The sequence below is a fragment of the Bradyrhizobium sp. WSM4873 genome, from assembly GCF_055811355.1.
Genome location: NZ_JBVVPS010000014.1, coordinates 79,598 through 94,650, shown reverse-complemented (window position 1 = coordinate 94,650; position 15,053 = coordinate 79,598). Strand labels below are relative to the sequence as shown.

Annotated in this window: 16 protein-coding genes; 5 read left to right on the top strand and 11 right to left on the bottom strand. The window is 63.8% G+C overall.

What is annotated here, in order from left to right; all coding sequences use genetic code 11:
• Positions 1-18: 18 nt before the first annotated feature.
• Positions 19-843 carry a 3-hydroxybutyrate dehydrogenase gene (locus AC0L21_RS19740; RefSeq protein WP_473263486.1) on the bottom strand — a complete coding sequence of 275 codons (825 nt, stop codon included), beginning with the start codon at positions 841-843 and terminating at the stop codon, positions 19-21.
• Between the two features lie 185 nt (positions 844-1,028).
• On the opposite strand from AC0L21_RS19740, the gene AC0L21_RS19735 reads away from it, so the two are divergent.
• The gene (locus tag AC0L21_RS19735) at positions 1,029-1,916 is read left to right on the top strand and encodes a LysR family transcriptional regulator (RefSeq protein WP_063993255.1); all 888 of its coding nucleotides are present in this window, start codon (positions 1,029-1,031) and stop codon (positions 1,914-1,916) included.
• Positions 1,917-1,969: 53 nt separating this feature from the next.
• Here AC0L21_RS19735 and AC0L21_RS19730 read toward each other — a convergent pair whose 3' ends face one another.
• Both AC0L21_RS19730 and AC0L21_RS19725 read right to left on the bottom strand, forming a co-directional pair.
• Positions 1,970-2,686 (bottom strand): peroxiredoxin-like family protein, encoded by a 717-nt coding sequence (locus AC0L21_RS19730; RefSeq protein WP_473263485.1) that lies wholly within the window; start codon positions 2,684-2,686, stop codon positions 1,970-1,972.
• 80 nt (positions 2,687-2,766) lie between these two features.
• Entirely contained in the window at positions 2,767-3,051 is a 285-nt protein-coding gene (locus AC0L21_RS19725; protein WP_473263484.1) for a hypothetical protein, read from the bottom strand.
• Positions 3,052-3,279: 228 nt separating this feature from the next.
• Between AC0L21_RS19725 and AC0L21_RS19720 the strand changes: the two genes are divergently transcribed.
• From AC0L21_RS19720 to AC0L21_RS19705, 4 genes are all read left to right on the top strand, one after another.
• Positions 3,280-3,774 carry a DUF302 domain-containing protein gene (locus AC0L21_RS19720; protein ID WP_473263483.1) on the top strand — a complete coding sequence of 165 codons (495 nt, stop codon included), beginning with the start codon at positions 3,280-3,282 and terminating at the stop codon, positions 3,772-3,774.
• A 10-nt stretch (positions 3,775-3,784) separates the two neighbouring features.
• On the top strand, positions 3,785-5,146 hold the full coding sequence (locus AC0L21_RS19715) for a dihydrolipoyl dehydrogenase family protein (protein ID WP_473263481.1): 1,362 nt from the start codon (positions 3,785-3,787) through the stop codon (positions 5,144-5,146).
• 114 nt (positions 5,147-5,260) lie between these two features.
• Positions 5,261-5,743 (top strand): cupin domain-containing protein, encoded by a 483-nt coding sequence (locus AC0L21_RS19710; protein WP_473263480.1) that lies wholly within the window; start codon positions 5,261-5,263, stop codon positions 5,741-5,743.
• Positions 5,744-5,843: 100 nt separating this feature from the next.
• Positions 5,844-7,046 (top strand): MFS transporter, encoded by a 1,203-nt coding sequence (locus tag AC0L21_RS19705; protein ID WP_473263479.1) that lies wholly within the window; start codon positions 5,844-5,846, stop codon positions 7,044-7,046.
• Here the strand turns inward: AC0L21_RS19705 and ccoS are convergent.
• The 8 genes from ccoS to ccoN form a co-directional block, all read right to left on the bottom strand.
• On the bottom strand, positions 7,043-7,210 hold the full coding sequence (ccoS, locus tag AC0L21_RS19700) for a cbb3-type cytochrome oxidase assembly protein CcoS (protein ID WP_007607689.1): 168 nt from the start codon (positions 7,208-7,210) through the stop codon (positions 7,043-7,045). The genes AC0L21_RS19705 and ccoS overlap by 4 nt on opposite strands.
• A complete protein-coding gene (locus AC0L21_RS19695) occupies positions 7,210-9,402 on the bottom strand; it encodes a cation-translocating P-type ATPase (protein WP_473263478.1) in 2,193 nt (730 codons plus the stop codon). The genes ccoS and AC0L21_RS19695 overlap by 1 nt, the downstream gene beginning before the upstream one ends.
• Before the next feature lie 11 nt (positions 9,403-9,413).
• Positions 9,414-9,899 carry a FixH family protein gene (locus AC0L21_RS19690; RefSeq protein ID WP_473263477.1) on the bottom strand — a complete coding sequence of 162 codons (486 nt, stop codon included), beginning with the start codon at positions 9,897-9,899 and terminating at the stop codon, positions 9,414-9,416.
• 15 nt (positions 9,900-9,914) lie between these two features.
• Positions 9,915-11,381 carry a cytochrome c oxidase accessory protein CcoG gene (gene ccoG, locus AC0L21_RS19685; protein ID WP_473263476.1) on the bottom strand — a complete coding sequence of 489 codons (1,467 nt, stop codon included), beginning with the start codon at positions 11,379-11,381 and terminating at the stop codon, positions 9,915-9,917.
• 111 nt (positions 11,382-11,492) lie between these two features.
• A complete protein-coding gene (gene ccoP, locus AC0L21_RS19680; RefSeq protein WP_473263475.1) occupies positions 11,493-12,368 on the bottom strand; it encodes a cytochrome-c oxidase, cbb3-type subunit III in 876 nt (291 codons plus the stop codon).
• A 6-nt stretch (positions 12,369-12,374) separates the two neighbouring features.
• Positions 12,375-12,539, bottom strand: coding sequence for a CcoQ/FixQ family Cbb3-type cytochrome c oxidase assembly chaperone (locus AC0L21_RS19675; protein WP_007594016.1), 165 nt, complete (start codon positions 12,537-12,539; stop codon positions 12,375-12,377).
• Positions 12,540-12,552: 13 nt separating this feature from the next.
• Positions 12,553-13,287 (bottom strand): cytochrome-c oxidase, cbb3-type subunit II, encoded by a 735-nt coding sequence (gene ccoO, locus AC0L21_RS19670; RefSeq protein WP_473263474.1) that lies wholly within the window; start codon positions 13,285-13,287, stop codon positions 12,553-12,555.
• A gap of 10 nt (positions 13,288-13,297) precedes the next feature.
• Positions 13,298-14,947: a cytochrome-c oxidase, cbb3-type subunit I gene (ccoN, locus tag AC0L21_RS19665; protein WP_007607681.1), complete on the bottom strand. Its 1,650-nt coding sequence runs from the start codon at positions 14,945-14,947 to the stop codon at positions 13,298-13,300.
• Between the last annotated feature and the right edge of the window lie 106 nt (positions 14,948-15,053).

Genomic DNA, 15,053 nt, shown 5'->3' with positions numbered 1-15,053 from the left:
TTTGTTACGCACTCGCCTTCAATGCGCGGTCCAGCCTCCGTCCACGGGCAACGCAATCCCGGTGATCGTGGCCGCCGCGTCGGTCGACAGAAATACGCTGAGCGCACCGAGCTCCTCGACCGTCGAGAAGCGCTTGTTGGGCTGTTGCGCCAGCAGCACGTCGCGGATCACCTGGTCACGCGAGATGCCGTGTGCTTTCGCCTGGCCATCGATCTGCGCCTCGACCAGCGGGGTGTAGACGTAGCCGGGGCAGATCGCGTTGCAGGTGATGCCCTCTTCCGCGGTCTCCAGCGCCGTCACCTTGGTCAGGCCGAGGATGCCGTGCTTGGCGGCGACATAGGCGGCCTTGAAGGGCGATCCGACCAGGCCATGGCTCGAGGAAATGTTGATGATCCTGCCAAAGCCGTTCTGACGCATGGCCGGTAGCGCAGCTCGGGTGGTGTGAAAGGCCGACGACAGGTTGATCGCCAGGATCTGGTCCCACTTCTCGACCGGAAATTGATCGAGGGGCGCCACATGCTGGATTCCGGCATTGTTGACGAGGATGTCGAGCCGGCCGCATTGAGCTATCGTGGCCGCAATCATCTCCGCGATGGATTTCGGCCTCGTCATGTCCGCCGGCGAGAAGCTGGCGTTGACGCCGAAATCGGCCGCGATCTGTTCGCGCGTCCTGCCGATCTCGTCAGCGGCGCCAAGGCCGTTCAGCACGATGTCGGCGCCGGCCGCGGCAAGCGCTCGGGCGATGCCGAGCCCGATACCGCTGGTCGAACCGGTCACCAGCGCAATCTTGCCGGCGAGCACGCGTGAGGATACCGAGATCTGTGGTTTGACCGGAATATTCATGGTGCAAATCCCTCCAATGAGGCCCGCGCCGCGCGGACCCTGGCTTTCGCCAACTCTGGGGGATGACCCATCTTTAAGGAAATGCCCGTTTGCTTCCGAAACCATGCCCGCGCGCTATCACGGTCGGGATGTCATTCGCCTGGCTGATCGGCTAGGTTCCGGTCGATCTTGCCAGGAGCCGATCCATGGAAATGCACCAGGTCCGCTATTTCCTCGCGGTGGCGCAACTCTTGAACTTCACGCGTGCCGCCGAGGACTGCAACGTGACGCAGCCTTCGCTGACGCGTGCGATCAAGCAGCTCGAGGCCGAGCTCGGCGGCGATCTGTTTCGCCGCGAACGCCCCGCGGCGCAATTGACCGAGCTTGGCCAGCGCATGCATCCGCTGCTGAAGCAATGCTATGATGCCGCCGCCGGCGCGCGTTCGCTCGCCTCCTCGTTTCGAAGCGGCGAGATCGGCGCCCTGAGGGTCGCCCTGACGCATTCGATTGATCTGGCGCTGCTCATTCCGCACCTCAACGAAATCAAGCGACAGTTCAACCGGCTCGAACTCCGTTTCCTGCGCGGCTCGAGCCGCGAGGTCGGCGAATTCCTGAAAAAAGGCGAAGCCGAACTCGGCATCGCCGCCGAGATCGACGAAGCCTGGGATCGTCTCGACGTCTGGCCGCTGTTCACCGAACCTTTCGAGCTCGTCGTCAGCAAAGAGAATCGGCTCGCCGAGTGCAGCAGCATCGAATTGGATGACCTCCGCGCCGAGCAATTGCTCGTCCGCAACTATTGCGAGCACGCCAAGCGTATCGGGGCGAGCCTTCGCGAACACGGCATCGACTTCGATCGCGGCCACGAAATTTCCAGCGAACGCGACCTGATCGAACTGATCGAGGCCGATATCGGCGTCGCCATGCTGCCGCACACCTCACCGGTCCCGGACAGCCTGAAGCGCACCGCCGTCTCAGGGCTGGACGCGCGGCGCACCGTCAATCTCTATGGCGTCGCGGGCCGCCAGCGCACGGCGGTTGCCAACGCCGTGATGCGCATGCTGCGCGGCGCGGACTGGCGACCGATTGCGGGATAGCGTTGCGGGCTGCTGTCCCTACGGGAAGGAACAGAGCTCACCTCGCACGAAGCTCAGTGTTCACGGCTCGCGCTTTCGAGCGCCTCGAGCAGATCGTCGATCTCCATGCGCTTGCGGAAATCAGGATCGACGAAGCGGGCTTTCACGAGACCATTGCGGCCGACCACGAATACGGCGGGGATCGGCAACATCCACCCATCATTGCCGTGAAATCTCGCCATGTCCTGGTAGGACAGCAGCTGCTGGATCTCCGTCCCGAGCCAGATCGCCAGGTTGAGAGACAACGCATAGCCGTTATCGAGATCGGTAAGCACCGGGAACGGCGCGCTCGAATCGGCTTTGAATACGCCCGTGAACTCCTGAGTTTCCGGCATGATCGCCACGATCTGCGCGCCCATTGAAGCGATGCGATCCTGCGCCTGGATCACGGCGCGGACATTGAGCCGGCAATAGGGACACCAATGGCCGCGGAAGAACATCACCGCGACCGGGCCGTTCGTCAGTAGCGACGGCAGCGAGACCAGCCGTCCGGTCTCGTCAGGCAGCATGAAAGGCGGCATTGCCTCGCCTGGTCGCGGCGCGTTATCGCCGCCACCGTTCTGGCCTAGCCTTGTGACGAGGCGGTCGACGGCTTCGCCATACGCCGGAAAGATTTCACGCCCCGCATCTGCGTAGGCGCGGAGTTGCTCGTTCAGCGTGCCCTCCATGTCCCGACAGCGTTGGAAGGCGACCTTGAGCCGTTCGGCATCGGTTGTCGAAAGGGCAGTCATTTTGCGCTCCGGCTTTCGGTTCCAATACTAGTTTCCTGGTCCGGCCGCCCGCAAGGGGCGGCCGCTACGCGGGGATCGACCTAGTTCACGTAGAAATTGCCGGTCGGATCAAGCCGACCCGGCGTGTAGTACAGCGACCCATTGTCCATGAAGAAGACGGTATGCTCAGGCACCTTCTTGGCGTTCTTCATCATGGACTCATGGTTCTTCTCGGTCGAGGCCATGGCCATCGCCGACATCTTGCCGGGCCCACCATAGATGTAGGCCATGCCGGCCTTGAAATCCCAGGCGGCTTCCGAGAAGGCAGATGTGGCGATAACCGCGAAGGCGGCGGTGGCAATGAGAGTCTTGGACAGTTTCGTCATGGGATGTTCCTCCGGATTGACGTAAACGCCCGCCAATCGGGCGCCCTGCCATCAAACGGCGGAAGCCGCCAAGGCGGAAATGCCGATCTCCAATCGGTTCGATAGCAAGCGCGTATCGGACCGCCATAGCGCGGGGCTATCGCGTTCAGAGGCGTTTCGCATTTCACTCCGCCGAGCGCCGCGTCCATCCTGGCTGCTATCCAAGCTGCTACTCACAGGAGGACCGCCATGAGCCGTCACATCGCATCGCGTCTTGCCAATTTCGCCAGCTCGCTTCTGCTGCTGTTCCTACTGCTATCGGCCGCAACAGCGGTTGCGCGAGCCGATAGCGATGACGGCATTGTCCGCGTCAAAAGCGCCATCCCCTTGTCGGAGGCGATCAGTCGCATCAAGGCGGACATTGCCGCAAAGGGCATCAAATTCTTCTTCGAAGTCGATCAGTCCAAGCTTGCTTCCGATGCCGGAATCAAGCTTCGCCCCTCCACCCTGCTGGTCTTCGGCAATCCGCCGCTCGGCACCCAGTTCATCACCGCCAACCCCAACGCCGGACTCGACTGGCCGGTCCGCCTGCTGTTGACCCAGGACGACAATGGCGACGTCTGGGCGGTGTGGACGGATTTCGACTGGATCGCAAGGCGGCACAACATCCGAAATCGCGAGGCGCAGTTCAAGATGGCGACCATGGTCGTCAAGTCCATCACGGCCACCATCACCGTCAAATAACGAGGGTCCCATGGTGCGCCAAACATTCGATGTCGTCATCCTCGGCGGCGGAAATGCAGGCATCGGCGTGACCGGCCCCGTCCGGCGCGCCGGCCTCTCGGTCGCGATGATCGAGCCGCTCGATCTCGGTGGCACCTGTCCGAATCGCGGCTGCACGCCGAAGAAGGTCCTCGTCGCCGCCGGCCAGGTGCTGCACGACATCGAGCGTGCTGCCGCTCATCATATCGCGGTCGGCAAGCCCAGGCTCGACTGGGCGGCGCTGATCGACCGCGAGAAGAACATGATCAAGGATATCCCCGACAACCTCGCCCGCGCGATGGCGCGGCGCGAGGTCGAAGTGATCAAGGGGTATGGTGCCTTCGTTGCACCCAACACCATCCGCGTCGGCGATCGCGTGATCGAGGCCAAACACGTCGTTGTCGCGACGGGTTCGAAGCCGCGGCCGCTGCCGATCGCCGGCGCCCAGTACATGGTCACCTCGGACGCGATATTGAGTGATCGCGACTTGCCGGCTTCGGTTATCTTTATCGGCGGCGGCGTAATCTCCCTGGAATTCGCTCACATCTACGCGCGCGCCGGCGCAGCAGTGACGATTCTCGAGGGGCTGACTCAGCTCCTGCCGGTAATGGACACCGATGCGGTTGCCCAACTGGCGGTGGAGAGCGAACGCATCGGCATCAATATCCGGACCGGCGTCAGCGTGCAGAGGATCGAGCGGACCGGCGACGGGTTCAGGGTGGTCTTTGCCCAAGACGGGGTCGAGCGGGCGGCCGAGGCCGATCGTGTCGTCAACGGTGCCGGCCGGGTTGCCAATACCGACTCGCTGGACCTCGCGGCCGGTCAGGTCGAACATGCCGACGGACGAATCTCCATCGACTGCCACTTGCGTTCGACCTCAAATCCTCGGGTTCATGTCTGCGGCGATGCCGTCCCGATGGCTCCGCAACTTTCGCCTGTTGCGACCTATGAAGGCGACATCGTGGGCCGCAACATCGTCGACGGACCACGACATGCGCCCGACTACACGGGCATGGCTACGGCGGTCTACACCGTCCCGGCGCTTGCTGCCGTCGGTCTGACCGAGGCGGCGGCTCGGCAGAGCGGATCCGCCATCGAGGTCCACGTCAACGACATGTGCGACTGGTTCTCGGCGCGGTCCTATGCCGAGACCGTCGCCTGGTCGAAAGTGATCGTCGATCGCGCCACCGACCGTGTGATCGGCGCGCACCTTGTCGGCCACGCCGGCCAGGAGCTCATCAATATCTTCGGGCTTGCGATCAAGTTTGGCATCACAGCGAGCCAGATCCACGAGAACGTCTATGCCTATCCGACCTTCTCCGCCGACATCAAGCACATGCTCGGACGCACATAGCGGCTCGCTATGGTTTCGAGAGATACACGGCATTTCAACGAACACATGATCTCGAGGAAACTGAGATCATAGCCGACGGCATTCGAGGTCGCGGCCAACAGAGGAGACTTCCCGATGTTCAACACTATCGAACTTTCCCGCGCAAGCTGGCTGGGACTTGCGGTCGCCGGCGCTTTGACGCTCTCGGCGCAGCCAGTCTTCGCCGGCGAATGCCCGGCCGACAAGATCAAGCCGAACGCGCAGCAGATGGTCGACTACAAGCCGGTCGGCGTCACCGACGTCACGCTCGGCGCCATCGACCTCGGCAAGCAGCCGGCGCATATCGAAGGTCGCGAGCTGCGCTTCCGCAAGCTGACCATCGAGCCCGGCGGCATCGTGCCCTGGCACAGCCATGACGATCGCCCTGCCCTGATCTTCGTGCAGCAAGGCGAGATCGTCGAGCACGCCTCCAACTGCGTCGATCCGATCGTGCACAAGGCCGGCGAGATCCGCCCGGAGGTATCCGGAACCTCGCACTGGTGGAAGAACCTCGGCAAGGAAACGGTCATCCTCTACGTCGGCGACGTCCGCAAGGACCCGCATGACCACAACATGTAACGGGTGCGCGACCCCAGCGCACGCGTGACCGAATGTGGCGCCCGCGATCCCCATGCTGCCCCGCATGCGGGCGCCACATTCATCACAAGGGAGGCCTGCAATGACCGATCTTTCCGCGCCGATCAAACCGACCGCGATGACGATGGACGCGCATTCACCAGGTCTCGCGCTTCGCTCCCTCGTGATCGGCCTCACTGCCTTCCTGACCGTCGTCGACCTGTTCGCGACACAGGCAATCCTGCCCTCGCTGACACGTCACTACGGCGTCACCCCGGCGGCGATGAGCCTGGCCGTCAACGCCAGCACGTTCGGCATGGCCGTCGCAGGCCTCGTCGTCGGCTTTCTCAGCCCGCACATCGACAGGCGGACCGGCATCCTGCTCAGCCTGACCCTGCTCGCGATTCCGACGAGCCTGCTGGCGACTGCGCCCAATCTTGCCGTCTTCACCGGCCTAAGAGTCGCGCAGGGCCTCTGCATGGCATCCGCCTTCGCATTGACATTGGCTCATCTCGGCGAGCAATGCAGCGCAGTGGATTCCGGCGGCGCCTTTGCCGCCTACATCACGGGAAACGTCGCCAGCAATTTCGTTGGCCGGCTGGTCTCGGCCGCGATCGCCGATAGCCTTGGCCTGGCATGGAATTTCTATTTCTTCGCAGCCCTCAATCTCGCCGGCGCCGCACTGGTCTATTTCACCATTGCGCGCGTACAGCCGACGCGTGCAACGACGCCGACCGCATCGGCGTTTGCCGCGACGATCGTGCAGTGGCAGGATTCACGGCTGCGTGCCGCCTACGGCATCGGCTTCTGCATCCTGTTCGCATTCATCGGCACCTTCACATTCGTCAATTTCGTTCTGGTTCGGCCACCGCTGTCGCTGGGCATGATGGACCTCGGATTCGTTTACTTCGTCTTCCTGCCGTCGGTGGTCACGACGTTGCTGGCCGGCAAGGTGGCGTCCCGCCTCGGAACGCGTCCGACGATCTGGGGCTCGCTCACCATCGCAGGGATCGGCCTGCCGCTGATGCTGGCTCCATACCTGGGCGCGGTCCTCGCCGGGATGGTTCTGGTCGGAATCGGCACCTTTTCCGCGCAAGCCGCTGCGACAGGATTCGTGGGACAGGCTGCGGCGGAGAACCGCGGCATCGCCAGCGGCACCTATCTCGCCTGCTATTTCTGCGGCGGGCTCATCGGCACCGCCGTCCTCGGCCGGCTGTTCGACGCCTATGGCTGGTATGCCTGCGTGGCCGGAGTGGGTCTGGCGCTTGCGGTCGCGGCCCTGCTGACGCTCGCCTTGAAGCGCTAGCGCTTGGCCGGCGCCTCCTGCGGCGGCTCGTCGTCGGCGATGGCGCGCCAGGCGGCGCCGTCGAGATCGTCATACTGGCCGCTGCGGAGCGACCAGAGGAAGGCGACGAGACCGGCGAGACCGAGCATCAGCGCCAGCGGCACCAGGATGACGAGGATCTCCATCACACGATCTCCCGCGAGGCGCCGCGCGCGCGCAACGAATTCAGCATCACCAGGATCGACGATCCGCTCATGGCGGCAGCCGCGATCAGGGGTGTCACGACGCCGCTGATCGCCACCGGCACCGCGAGGGCATTGTAGCCGATCGCAAGCCAGAGATTCTGCCGCATCAAGTGCAGCGCCTTGCGTGAAGCGTCGATGGCGGCGACGACCGGGGCCAGCGGCCGGCCGAGGAAGACGAGATCGGCGGTTGCCTGGCTCAAATGCGCGGCCGAAATCGGCGACATCGAGACGTGCGCTGCCGCCAGCGATGGCGCGTCGTTCATACCGTCGCCGACCATCAGGACCTTCATGCCCCGCTGCTTCAACACCTCGATCCGCGCGATCTTGTCGGCCGGCGTCACCCCGGCGCGCCATTCGGAGATGCCCAGAGCATGAGCCGCCGCGATCACCGCCGGTTCGCGGTCGCCGGAGAGAATCTCGATGCCGATGTTGCGCGCCCTCAGCCCCGCGATCACAGCCTGCGCATCGGGACGGAGGCCCTGGCGCACAGAGAGGATGAATTTTTCGCTGCCCTTGCTGAAAGCCACGACGGAGGCTTCGGGATCGAGACTTGTGACGTCGGAGACCAGCGTCTCGGCGCCGCAGAAGGACGGACGGCCGAGGCGAATCTCGATGCCATCGACCACAGCGCGCACGCCCTGGCCGGCCTCCTCGACCGCGCCGACGATCGGCGATCTGGCGTCGGAGGCCTGCGCGACCGCGGCCGCGACCGGATGATGGCTCGACAGCGCGAGCCGCCCGGCAAGCTCGAAGATATCAGCGGGGATATCTGCCGCATTCATCACTTCGAGATCCGGCAGCGTCAGCGTGCCGGTCTTGTCGAAGATGACGTGATCGGCTTCCGCGAGACGCTCGATGGCATCGCCGGAATTCAGCAGGACACCCGCCTTGAACATCGCGCCCGAGGCCACTGTCTGCACCGTCGGAATGGCGAGCCCGAGCGCGCAGGGACACGTGATGATCAGCACCGCGACGCCGGTCACGATCGCATCATGCCAGCCGGCGCCCGCGATGACCCAACCGAGGATGGTGACGAGCGCGGTGGCATGCACCACCGGTGCGTAAAGTCGCGAAGCGCGGTCGGCGAGCCGCATGTAGCGCGAGCGCGCCTGCAGCGCATTGTCGAGCAGCCGCGTGATCTCGGCGAGCAGCGTCGCCTCGGAGGCGGCCGAGACCCGCACCCGCAAGCTACCCGAGATGTTCATCGATCCCGCATAGACCGGCGTGCCCTGCTCGGCGGTGACATAGAGCGTCTCGCCGGTGATCAGGCTCTGGTCGATTTCGGAGCGGCCCTCGATCACGGTACCGTCGACCGCGCAGCGCTCGCCGGGTCGCAGCAGCACGATGTCGCCGGGATAGATCGCGGCCACCGGCACTTGAGATATCTCGTCAGGCCCGATGAACTTGGCCGCGGTCTCCGCTTTGAGCGCGGCGAGATTGCCCGCGACCGCGCGGGTCCGCCGGCGCATGTTCTGGTCGAGGAAGCGGCCGACCAGGAGGAAAGTGAGCAGCATGATCGCCGCGTCGAAATAGGCGTGCTCGGCCTGGTTGATGGTCTCGACGACGGACATGCCGAGCGCCAGCGTCACGCCGATCGAGATCGGCACGTCCATGTTGGTGGTCCTGGCCGACAGCGCGCGCCAGGCCGAGCGGAAGAACGGCTGGCCGGCATAGGCCGCCGCCGGCAGCGCGATCAGCGCCGACAGCCAGTGGAAGAAATCGCGCTGTTCCGGCAGCATGTCCGAGACGTTGCCGGACCACACCGGGATCGACAGCATCATCACGTTCATGGTGGCGAACGCGGCGACGCCGAGGCAGCGCAGCAAGAAGCGCGATTCGGCGACCTCGCTCGCCTCCGCGCTCTCGGTCTCGTAAGGATAGGCCTTGTAGCCGAGCTCTTCGAGGCGATCGATGAAGCGGGCCGGATCGAGTGTGCCCGCCTTCCATTCCAGCGCAACGCGGCGGTCGGTGAGGTTCACGCGCGCCAGCGTGACGTCGGGAATCGCGGACAGACCGCGCTCGATCTTGGCCATGCAGCCGGCACAGTGAACGCCCTCGACCGCGAGATCGATGTGCTGGACGCCCTCGCCTCCAGTCCGGACGTAATGCGAGAAGTCGCGCGAGACGTGCATGACAAAATCCTTCAGTTCAGGATCACGCGGTTGCGCGACATGAACACGCGCGTTCCCCGCGCCTCGCCCTCGATCACGAGATCCCACTGGCCGGGCGCGACCGATGCGGCATTGCCGCGATAGAGGCCGATGCCGGCCTCCGAGAGCTCGATTGCGAGATCGGCGCGCTTGTCGGTCGGCCGCTCCAGGCGCCCGCCGAATTTCAGTCCGGCGATCGGCTGGCCGCTCGCGTCGCGCGCCTCGACCTGAAGCACGGCGCCGCCATCGCTTCGGCGCTCGACATGGGCGTTGACCTTCCATTTGCGCGCGGCCTGGTCCTGCGCCGCCGAAATTTCGCGATCGTAGGTGAGGCCCGCGGCATAGGGGCTGTCGACGTCGGTGCCCGGCAGCGTCGCGATCGCGAGCTTCATCATGGTCACGTTGACGCCGATCACGACGCCGAAGAAGGCGACCAGCATCAGAAACACCTTGGTTCCGGTCAGCGGCTTGGTTGCCATGGCGGGCTCCTGATCCTAGGGCGCGACGAAATTGTCGGTGGCGCTGGCGACTTCGCCGAGGCCGATATCGGTGACGTGAAAGCGAACCGGGATCGACTTTTCCGGATTGCCCTCCGCCGGCGCGGTCACGAGCAGCCGCAGCTCGCTGGTGGAGTCGCGCGGAACCACGATCATCGGCCGGTCCGGCGTCACGGAATCGATCCCGATGACATGGATCGTCGCATTGACCGGACCGTTCGCGTCGATGGCGATGACGCGGTCGTAGCCGCTCTTGTTGAGCAGCCGCACCGTGTAGGCGTTGCGGATCGAGCCGTCGCTGAGCCTGACCGCGACCGGGTTGCGGTCGTGCAGCACGTTGACGTCGAGCAGGCTGCGGGTCGCAAGCGTATAGATCATGATGCCGCCGACCGCCGCGATGATCGCGCTGTAGGCGACGGTGCGGGCCCGGACGATGCGGTAGATCGGCGCCTTGCCTTCCTGGCGGCGCTGGATGTTGACGTCGTTGTCGTAGCCGATCAGCCGCTTCGGCCGGCCGATCTTCGTCATCACGCTGTCGCAAGCGTCGATGCAGAGCCCGCACTGGATGCATTCCAGCTGCGGTCCATTGCGGATGTCGATGCCGGTCGGGCACACGGCGACGCATTGATAGCAGTCGACACAGTCGCCGACTTGCTCGCCGAGCGCGCGCAGCTCGGCCGCCTTCTTCACTGACGTACGCTTCTCGCCGCGATCGTAACGATAGGTCACGTTGAGCGCCCATTCGTCGGTGAGCGCGGCTTGGATCCGCGGCCAAGGGCACATATAGGTGCAGACCTGCTCGCGCATGAAGCCGGCGAGCACGTAGGTCGTAGCCGTCAGAATGCCGATCCAGATATAGGCGATCATCGGCGCCTGGAAGGTGACGAGTTCCCTGACCAGCGTCGGTGCGTCGTTGAAATAGAGCACCCAGGCGCCGCCGGTCCACCACCCGATCAAGAGCCAGATCGAATGCTTGAGCACGATCTCGGAAATGCGCTCCAGCTTCATCGGGTCGGACGATTTGTCCTTCTTCATCCGCTCGCGCCGGTCGCCCTCGATCAGACGCTCGACTGCATAGAACAGGTCGGTCCACACCGTCTGCGGACAGAGATAGCCGCACCAGATGCGGCCGCCGACCGAGTTCATCAGGAATAGTGCCACCGCGGCGACGATCAGCAGGCCGGTGAAGTAGTAGACCTCCTGCGGCCACAGCTCGATGAAGAAGAAATAGAAGCGGCTGTTGGGAAGATCGATCAGCACCGCCTGGCTCGGAGCACCGAGGCCGCGGTTCCAGCGCACGAACGGCAGGAAGTAGTAGACGCCGAGGCAGAACGCCATCAGGCCCCATTTGATCCGGCGGAAGGTGCCCGAGATGCTCTGAGGATAGACTTTCTTCTGGGCCACATAGAGCGGCCCGTTGTCATCGTCTAATGGGAGCTCTTTTGGGTTCACGGTCCTGTTCATCGCCTGCAGCTTTTCGAGAGGTGCGATTAAACCTAGACCCGACGCCGCCGCGTCAGTTGATCCAGCGCAAGCGGGGGCGTTTTTTGTTCGCCCCCGTTTGCTGCCGGTTGGCTATTTTCCGCCGCCCAGCGAGTGGACGTAAACCGCCATCGCCTTGATGGTGGCGGGATCGAGCCGCCCTTCCCAGGCCGGCATCACGCCCGCGCGGCCCTGGCTGATGGTCTCGATCAGCGTCGCCTCGTCCGAACCATAGAGCCAGATCTTGTCGGTCAAATTGGGGGCGCCCATCTCCGGGTTGCCCTTGCCGCCGTCGCCATGGCAGGCGACGCAATTCTCCGCGAAGATCTTCTCGCCTTTAGCCGCGTCATAGCCCTTGCGGGTCGGAAGGCCCGAGAGTGCCCGGACATAGTTGGCGGCCGTGACGATCTCGTCCGGTTTCAGCACGCCGTCCTTGCCGAATGCGAGCATCTGGCCTTCGTGCGCCTTGGCATGGCCGGAGCGTGCGCCGAACTGGATGGTCTGCATGATCTGGTCGAGCGTGCCGCCCCACAGCCAGTCGTCGTCGTTCAGGTTCGGATAGCCCTTGGCGCCGGCGCCGCCTGAGCCGTGACATGGCGCGCAATTGTCGCCGAACACGGTTTTGCCCTTGGCTCGCGCGAGCGCCAGCAACGCGGGATCCTTCTCGATGTCGGCGAGCGAGGCCGCGCCCAGCGCAACCATCTTGGCTCCGCGGATCTTCTCGAGGTTGGCGAGCTCGACCGCGACGTCGGCCCGCGTCGAGTAGCCGAACAGGCCCGTGGTATTGCTGGAGATCAACGGCCAGGCCGGATACACGATCCAGTAGCCGATTGCCCAGACGATGGTGAGGTAGAAGGTGATTACCCACCAGCGCGGCAACGGCGTGTTGAGCTCCTTGATGCCGTCCCACTCATGGCCGGTCGTGGACCTGCCGGAGACGGAATCGATGTCGCTATGATGATCGGTCATGATCTCTTACTCCTCCCGCAACGGCAGGTGTGCCGCTTCGTCGAAAGCTGCCTTGTTACGGGGCCAGAATGCGTAGGCGATGATCGCGACGAAGATCGCGACGAACACCGGCGTCCAGATCGTGGTCACGAGGCCGGACGCGAGATTGTCGAGGGTCAGGATGGCTTTCATCGTTGGTGCCTTCTCAGCGAAGATTGGCTTTCTCGTTGTAGATCTTGAAGTCGACCAGCGTGCCGAGCATCTGGAGATAGGCGATCAGCGCGTCCATCTCGGTCGGCGTGCCGGCCTTGCCGTCGAAGTTGCGCACCACGGCCTTGGCGTAGCGTTTGGTGAAAGCGTCGGAGCCGGCATTGTCAGGATCGGCCTGGGCCTTCATGTCGGCGCCCGCATTGACGATCTGGTCGTCGGTGTAGGGCGTGCCGATGGTCCGCAGCGTGCGCATGTGGTCGGCGATCGTGTCCGGATCGACCTCGGTCTGGCTGAGGAACGGATAGCCGGGCATCACCGACTGCGGCACGATCGCGCGCGGGTTGGTCAGGTGGGTGACGTGCCAGTCGTCGGAATATTTGGCGCCGACGCGGGCAAGATCGGGACCGGTGCGCTTCGAGCCCCACTGGAACGGATGGTCGTACATGCTTTCGGCGGCCAGCGAGAAATGACCGTAGCGCTCGACCTCGTCGCGCAAGGGGCGGATCATCTGCGAATGGCAGAGATAGCAGCCCTCGCGGATGTAGACGTTGCGCCCGGCGAGCTCCAGCGGCGTATACGGCCTGATCCCGTCGACCGCTTCGATCGTGCTCTTGAGGTAGAACAGCGGAGTGATCTCGACGAGACCGCCGATCGCGATCACCAGCAGGATGCCGACGATCAGGATGATCGAGTTCTTTTCGAAGATTTGGTGGCGTGTCCAGAACGACATGGAAAACTCCTCATTCCGCCGGCTGAAGAGCGACGGGCATCTGGACTTCCTGTTCGCCGACGCGAACGGTCATCCAGAGATTATAGGCCATGATCAACGCGCCGATCAGGAACAGCCCGCCGCCGGCTGCGCGGATGATGTAGAAGGGATGCATCGCCTCGACGGTCTCGATAAAGGAATATTCGAGGAAGCCGAGCGAGGTGTAGGCGCGCCACATCAGGCCCTGAAGGATGCCGGACACCCACATCGCCGAGATGTAGAGGACGATGCCAAGCGTCGCGATCCAGAAGTGCCAGTTGACGAGCTTGAGGCTGTAGAGGCCCTTGCGATTCCAGATCCATGGCACCAGGCAGTAGAGTGCGCCAAAGGAGACGAAGCCGACCCAGCCGAGCGCGCCGGAGTGCACGTGGCCGATGGTCCAGTCGGTGTAGTGGCTGAGCGAGTTGACCACCTTGATCGACATCATCGGGCCCTCGAAGGTCGACATGCCGTAGAAGGCGACGGAGACCACGAGCATGCGCAGCACGGGATCGGTGCGCAGCTTGTCCCAGGCGCCCGACAGCGTCATCAGACCGTTGATCATGCCGCCCCAGGAGGGCATCCACAGCATGATCGAGAAGGTCATGCCGAGCGTCTGGGTCCAGTCCGGCAGCGCCGTGTAGTGCAGATGGTGCGGGCCGGCCCAGATGTAGAGGAAGATCAGCGCCCAGAAGTGGATGATGGACAGACGGTAGGAGTAGATCGGCCGCTCGGCGCGCTTGGGGATGAAGTAGTACATGATGGCGAGGAAGCCGGCGGTCAGGAAGAAGCCGACCGCGTTGTGGCCGTACCACCACTGGAACATGGCGTCCTGGATGCCGCCCCAGGCGATGTAGGATTTCGAGCCGAACACCGAGACCGGCAGCGCCGGGTTGTTGCCGAGATGCAAGACTGCGATCGTCACGATGAAAGCGAGATAGAACCAGTTCGCGACGAAGATGTGCGGTTCCTTGCGCTTGATGATCGTGGCAAGGAAGACCAGCAGATAGGTGACCCAGACGATGGTCAGCCACAGATCGGCGTACCATTCCGGCTCGGCATATTCCTTCGACTGGGTGACGCCGAGCAGATAGCCGGTGCCGGCGATCAGGATGAAGAAGTTGTAGCCGACGACAACGAACCAGGGCGCGAGATCGCCCGCAAGGCGAACGCGGCAGCTCTTCTGGACGACGTAGAAGGAGGTCGCGATCAGGACGTTGCCGCCGAAGGCGAAAATCACCGCGGACGTGTGCAGCGGACGCAGGCGGCCGAAGCTGGTCCAGGGCAGATCGAAGTTCAGCGCCGGCCACGCCAGTTGCGAGGCGATGATGAGGCCGACGAGAAAGCCGGCAATGCCCCAGAACATCGCCATGACGGAGGAGAACTTGATCGGCCCCATGTTGTAATTTGGGCGACCGTTGATCTCCGCAGGCGGTAGCGCCGCCGGCCGGTCGAGGTAACGGTTGATGATGCAGAAGACGGCGGCCAGGCTCGCCGCCGCGCTCAGCGCGGCATGGAAGGCGAAGGGCGCATCGAGCGCCTTGGCCGAGGCAATCACGCAGAGGAAGGCGGTGACCGCGAACACGACAGCCAGGCCGCTTTCACCTGACGTCATGGACTTGGAGATGGAGGGCTGGCTCATGCGGATTCTCTCTGAAAGAACACAGGGCCAGAAACCACATTCGCCCTCGCGGGGAATTGATTGAAATCAAGCTATGTGGATTTCTGTTAATGTGAGGGCTGCGCCA